6 protein-coding genes and 2 pseudogenes are annotated in these 5,041 nt (G+C 51.3%); 3 read left to right on the plus strand and 5 right to left on the minus strand.

Annotation, left to right across the window (positions count from 1 at the left end; genetic code table 11):
• Nucleotides 1–79: pseudogene (locus H8Q75_RS11960) on the minus strand (pili assembly chaperone); the annotation flags it as partial.
• A 181-nt stretch (nucleotides 80–260) separates the two neighbouring features.
• Here H8Q75_RS11960 and H8Q75_RS05510 point away from each other — a divergent pair.
• On the plus strand, nucleotides 261–539 hold the full coding sequence (locus tag H8Q75_RS05510) for a hypothetical protein (protein WP_024123838.1): 279 nt from the start codon (nucleotides 261–263) through the stop codon (nucleotides 537–539).
• A gap of 132 nt (nucleotides 540–671) precedes the next feature.
• Here the strand turns inward: H8Q75_RS05510 and psaC are convergent, their stop codons facing one another.
• Nucleotides 672–917 carry a photosystem I iron-sulfur center protein PsaC gene (gene psaC / locus H8Q75_RS05515; protein WP_011056855.1) on the minus strand — a complete coding sequence of 82 codons (246 nt, stop codon included), beginning with the start codon at nucleotides 915–917 and terminating at the stop codon, nucleotides 672–674.
• 322 nt (nucleotides 918–1,239) lie between these two features.
• Here psaC and H8Q75_RS05520 point away from each other — a divergent pair, with 322 nt between their 5' ends.
• A complete protein-coding gene (locus tag H8Q75_RS05520) occupies nucleotides 1,240–1,653 on the plus strand; it encodes a DUF4168 domain-containing protein (RefSeq protein ID WP_024123839.1) in 414 nt (137 codons plus the stop codon).
• A 192-nt stretch (nucleotides 1,654–1,845) separates the two neighbouring features.
• Here the strand turns inward: H8Q75_RS05520 and H8Q75_RS05525 are convergent, their stop codons facing one another.
• Complete coding sequence (locus H8Q75_RS05525; protein WP_024123840.1) at nucleotides 1,846–2,019, minus strand: metallothionein; 174 nt, start codon at nucleotides 2,017–2,019, stop codon at nucleotides 1,846–1,848.
• A gap of 118 nt (nucleotides 2,020–2,137) precedes the next feature.
• Here H8Q75_RS05525 and H8Q75_RS05530 point away from each other — a divergent pair, with 118 nt between their 5' ends.
• Entirely contained in the window at nucleotides 2,138–2,521 is a 384-nt protein-coding gene (locus H8Q75_RS05530) for a metalloregulator ArsR/SmtB family transcription factor (RefSeq protein WP_051372866.1), read from the plus strand.
• Here H8Q75_RS05530 and H8Q75_RS05535 read toward each other — a convergent pair.
• Both H8Q75_RS05535 and H8Q75_RS05540 read right to left on the minus strand, forming a co-directional pair.
• Nucleotides 2,489–2,962 (minus strand): type IV pilin-like G/H family protein, encoded by a 474-nt coding sequence (locus tag H8Q75_RS05535; protein ID WP_024123842.1) that lies wholly within the window; start codon nucleotides 2,960–2,962, stop codon nucleotides 2,489–2,491. The genes H8Q75_RS05530 and H8Q75_RS05535 overlap by 33 nt on opposite strands.
• A gap of 76 nt (nucleotides 2,963–3,038) precedes the next feature.
• Nucleotides 3,039–5,041 (minus strand): annotated as a pseudogene (locus tag H8Q75_RS05540) (hypothetical protein); the annotation flags it as partial.

The following is a 5,041-nucleotide window of genomic DNA, read 5'->3' on the forward strand; positions in this document are numbered from 1 at the left end:
CAATTAAAGTGAAGCCTTCGTTGGCTTTTTTCTTGGCCAGCAGGTGCTGGAGGAATTTAGCTTTCAGTTCGGTTTTCATAGTCTTGAGACTCCTTAGGTCAACAATCTTGTCTCTACGGTTAACATACCCAGCCATTGCCCCAGACTTAACACCCCCCTCAAAAAATTTTTTGCCTCAGGACAGGGTTGCCCTAGCTATGGGGAAGCGATTTGCCGTCTGCTACAGTTGGGGTAGCTGTCTTATTGGGCAATGCAGGCTTATGGAGAATCGTGGCAATGGTTTTGGCTGGGGGTTTCTGGTGGGTGCCCTCTTTGGTGGCATTACTGGCTCTCTGGTCACGCTCCTACTCAAGGACAGACTTGCGGCAGCGTCTACCGACAAGAGCCCACGGATCAAAGATCAGCGATCAGCTCCCCTCCAAGGGAATGACGAGCCTCTGATGGAGGCGATGCGCCTGGAGCTGGAGGCCAAAATTGCCCAGATCAATGAAGCGGTGGATGATCTGCAAAACCGACTCAGCCATGAGGACCAACCCTAAGCAGCCAACTGGTGGCACTTAGGGATAAACCCAGCTAATATACAAGAAAAGCACAAATAAAAGACTTGAGACATTCGAATGCTGCCTCAAGCCCAGTCGAGTATTTAAGACCAGCTTCACAGAAATAGGGAACTAGTAGGCTAGACCCATGCTGCGGGTGGTTTCTGCACCCAAATAGACACGAATACTCAAAAAGTCAGTAGGGCAGGCGGTTTCACAACGTTTGCAGCCAACGCAATCTTCCGTGCGCGGGGAGGAGGCAATTTGGCCAGCTTTGCAACCATCCCAAGGCACCATTTCCAGCACATCGGTGGGGCAGGCCCGCACACACTGGGTGCAGCCAATGCAGGTATCGTAGATTTTGACAGTGTGAGCCATGTAATAACCGCTCCTAAAACGATCAGGATGACAGGTGGATGCCCTGCCGCCAACTCAGGAAGCCCCTAAGCTACGACAATAAGGGCAGTCTGGAGAGAAATACCGAGATTTAGGATACCGCAGTGGTTGATTGCTGGACGGACTGGATGAGCAAACTTCAAAGAATGTAACTTTTTTGTAAAGTCTAGTAAATTTACCTACTGTGCCTTCAATCTTGGCCAAAACGGTTTTTAATGGCTGCTGCTTGCCGGCGTTGGGGAACTTGAAGCAGTTCTCGGGATTCCAAGTAGAGTGTAGTCGGACGCGTTGTGTGTGGTGGTCAATGTCCTGGAAGTGGTTACCCCTTGCTCTGTGTAGTGCCGGTCTGCTGCCTGTGCCTTCACCCTATTCCTTGGCTCAGACTTCCCCGCGCACAGATGTGATTGCTCCGTGGGAGATCACGACCTATGCCCGTGTAGTTCTCGAAATTGAACCGATTCGCCAAAAATACTATCGCCAAGCTCAGGCAGCTTTCCAAGGTCAAGTGCCCCGAAACTCTTGCTTTGGCATGAATCCCCAAAATATCCCCAGTGGATTGGAGACCATTTGTGCCAACTATGGGCGGGAGGCAATGCAAGTGCTGAGAAAATATAATATGTCCCTAGAGCAATTCAATGCGATTACACTGCGAGCACAGCAAGATGGCGCCTTTAGCCAACGTATCCAGGCCGAAATGCTGCGATTGCAACAACCTTAATCATCAAGTCCATATCAGGTCTGACAGGTGCTCGGCAGCGTTATAGGTGGCTGTAATCAAGGAAATAGATGGGAGGTCTGCCACACTGGATCGCAACTAATGAGAAATGACGAGGACAATCTCCTCCTCTTGATTGTATAGAGTGGGTGGGGCGATCGCCTCGTCATTATCTACTGTTACAGATTGTAACTTCTAGGCAGAGCCACAGCCACAACCTGAGTGGCCACAGCCGTTACTCTCTTTGCAGGTGCCATTGGCACAGACTTCAGAGCAGTAGGGTTTGCCGTCGACCATGATTGCATCGCTGAGGGAGACAATGCACAGGCAGTGGGGACAGGCGCATTTCATTTGGGTAACAGTTGTCATGGCTTTTCCTCCAAATGGCCAAGATCAGTGAGGTTGTTTTCCACCTCTACTTCAATATATCTGAACAACTGTTCATATGTCAATTGGTTATTGCCTAACCAGCGCCTATGATGAAGATATGAATACTCTTGATCCTCATCATCCAGAGGCTTTAGCGCAGGTGAGCGATCGCTTGCTCTCTACGGAAAAAGCCCAGCGGATGGCGCAGTTTTTTGGTCTACTGGCTGACACGAATCGATTGCGAATTGTGGACCTGCTTGCCCAGGGGGAGTTTTGTGTCAGGGATATCGCCGTGGCTCTAGAAATGAGCGAATCCGCTGTCTCCCACCAATTGCGGATGCTGAAGGCGCTGCGACTGGTGCGTTTTCGCCGCCAAGGACGTCATATCTTTTATCAGTTACTAGATCACCATGTCCTCACGCTTTACAAGGCAGCGGCAGAACATTTAGATGAAGAAGAATCAGACACTTCAGGGGGTGGGATCGGGACAGGCCGGTGGTGATGCTGTGCTTGAACCAGAGGGAGCAGCTTCTAAAATTTGGGTTGTGGTCAATGTTGTATACGTCGCGTAGGTACAACCTGTAAATGCCTTTAATTCTGCTCGCTCAGGGGTGGCTTGGAATTGAGCATAGTCACTGTCGGCATGGCTGATTTGATACTCATAGTCGGGTGTATCACTAAAGCCGATTTGTAAACTTGCTAGGTCGTCGGTGAAGGTTGGATTTGCCAAGCGGTAGGCCTGTTGGGCACGGTTAACTGCACCGATATTGGTTTTGGCTTGGGACTCGCGGGCTTTAATGGCCTGATTCAACATCGAGGGAAGGGCGATCGCCCCCAAGATAGCGATAATAATGACAACAACGAGTAGTTCAATGAGGGTTAGGCCTTTGCAGGTAAGGAGCGATCGATAGAACCAAGGCAGGTTAGAACGATAGGGAGACATAGGAATGCTCCGACTTTGGACTCGTCTTTATCCTAAAGTGTTCCCACAGTTCTTCGTGAAATTACAGGGATCTCCTCTAAAGCCCCAGCAGTTTTTTCTTCGCAGCTTGGAACTCTGCCTCTGAGAGCAGACCCTGCTGATACATGGCCATCAGTTGTTGCAGTTGCTCTAACCCCGAGGAACTTGCTGAAGCAGTGGTTTCAGGTGTTGGTTCGGTTTGGGGCAGGGGCGGTTCAGGGGCAGCGGGTGTTGGCATTGGACTAGGAGCTGATGTTCCTTGAGCCAATTGATAGGTTTGGATCACCTCTTGGAGAATCGCGGCTTCCCGCTTGTATTCAAGGCTGTCGCGTCCTCCCGCTTTGTGGAGTTCTTCCTCGCGTTGCTTCAAGTAGTTTAGTAAATGCTCATAGAGAGTTTGCTTTTGCTGGGGGGTTTCTGCGGCTTTGAGAATCACGGTCACTTGGCGCTGAATTTCCTCTAAGTCGGGACGGCAGGCCAGCACCTCTAGGACTTGAGTCACCTCTTCCCAGTTGGCAGCCAGATCCACTTCCTCAAGGCCGACGGCGGTATGGCGGGCATAGCGGATTGTCACTTCACGGGTGGCACGATTTTCCGCCTGTTTCAGAACACTCAGGGCCCGAGCTGTCACTACCAGTTTCAAAAGTTGTGGGTTTTCCGGAAACACATCCCAAAAGGGAGGATCCTTTTGTAGATGCACGGGAATCGGCAAATCGCGGTTTTCTCCTCGCAGGCGGGCCCGCTTGGCGGTAATCATTTGGCCGCGCCAATCTTGATAGGACTGGCGCAGTTCGGGCATGCCTTCAATACAGCGCAATGAAAAGCCCCCCATTTCTTGGACAAAAACAATGCGATGCCGCTCGCGATCGCCTAAAGGCTTGATGTCTTCACTGGTAATACTCTGGCCGTTGGGCTTGACAAGGTTCTTGAGGAGAGGAATGAGCTTTTTGGCAGCCAAATCGGCGGTATTTTCACCCCCCACAATGGCAATATTCGTATTTACGGAGGGGGTAAAGCCGGCATCGCGCCCACTCATCACCGCCTGGGAGAGGAGTAGCAGGGGCTTAGACTTTTGGTAGGCGAGGCGCAGAACACTCAGGATTTCTCCTTCGTCGTTGCGATAGAGCTGTAACAGGCGATCGCAGGCGGTGAGATCCCGCACAAGGCGGCTTTCTTCCGGAGCATTTTGCACGGTGCGCCGTACTGTTTCCTCGATAATCTCAGCCAGGTCACTTTCTTGGACATCCGCCAGTTGCGCCAAATCCAATAGACGCATCACCTCATTGGCAGTGCGGGTTTCCTTCCACAGGGGACTTGCCTCCTGCAACACTGTTGTCGCTGTTGTGGTACAGAGTTGATTGAGGCCAATGGTAAATGTGGACTCTACCCCTGTGTTGGCACCGGCATAGCGCTCGACGAGGTCTTGATAGAGGCCGTTGAGTTCTTGGCGATCGTAAAGCTTCACCCCATTGATCCGCAGGGCATCTGCACTATCGGCTTGACTATCGGCCATTGCCTTGAAGCCATCCCGTAAATTGAGGAGCCGTTGGTTGAGCTTGGCAAGACGTGCTTCCATCCCCTGTAGCCACTCCTCCAATTTGGCCATCACTTCTTTGGCAAGTACCCGTGCTTTGGCTTGAATGATGGCATTGAAACTCCCCTCAATTCCTTCTAGGGCCTGCTGGCAAAATTCCTCCATTTTTGCTTGCTTGGAGATGCCAAACAGGGTACTGAAGTGGTTAATGTCCTGGAGGGCATTTTCGTATTGCCGCTGACGATTGGTGATGTTGGGCTGCCAAGTGTTCTGGAGCTCGCGGTCGTACTTTTCCCTTTGACTAAGAAAAATCTGGCGAATTTGCAGCAGAAAGGCCTGGGCAAACTTCGGCCCTCGGTTGCGATCTTCAACGATGCGATAGAACTCCTCCTCAAGACTTTGGCGAGCCTGCTGGATGATTTGATTGCGGTTGTCGTACATGCGCTGGAAAAAGTCACCGTGGAGGCGCTCATCGGGGCTTAGTTCGCGCAAGTGGGCAGCTCGGTAATTGTCCACCTGTTCAGTTA

This window comes from Thermosynechococcus sp. OHK43 (assembly GCF_014466085.1).
GTDB lineage: Bacteria > Cyanobacteriota > Cyanobacteriia > Thermosynechococcales > Thermosynechococcaceae > Thermosynechococcus.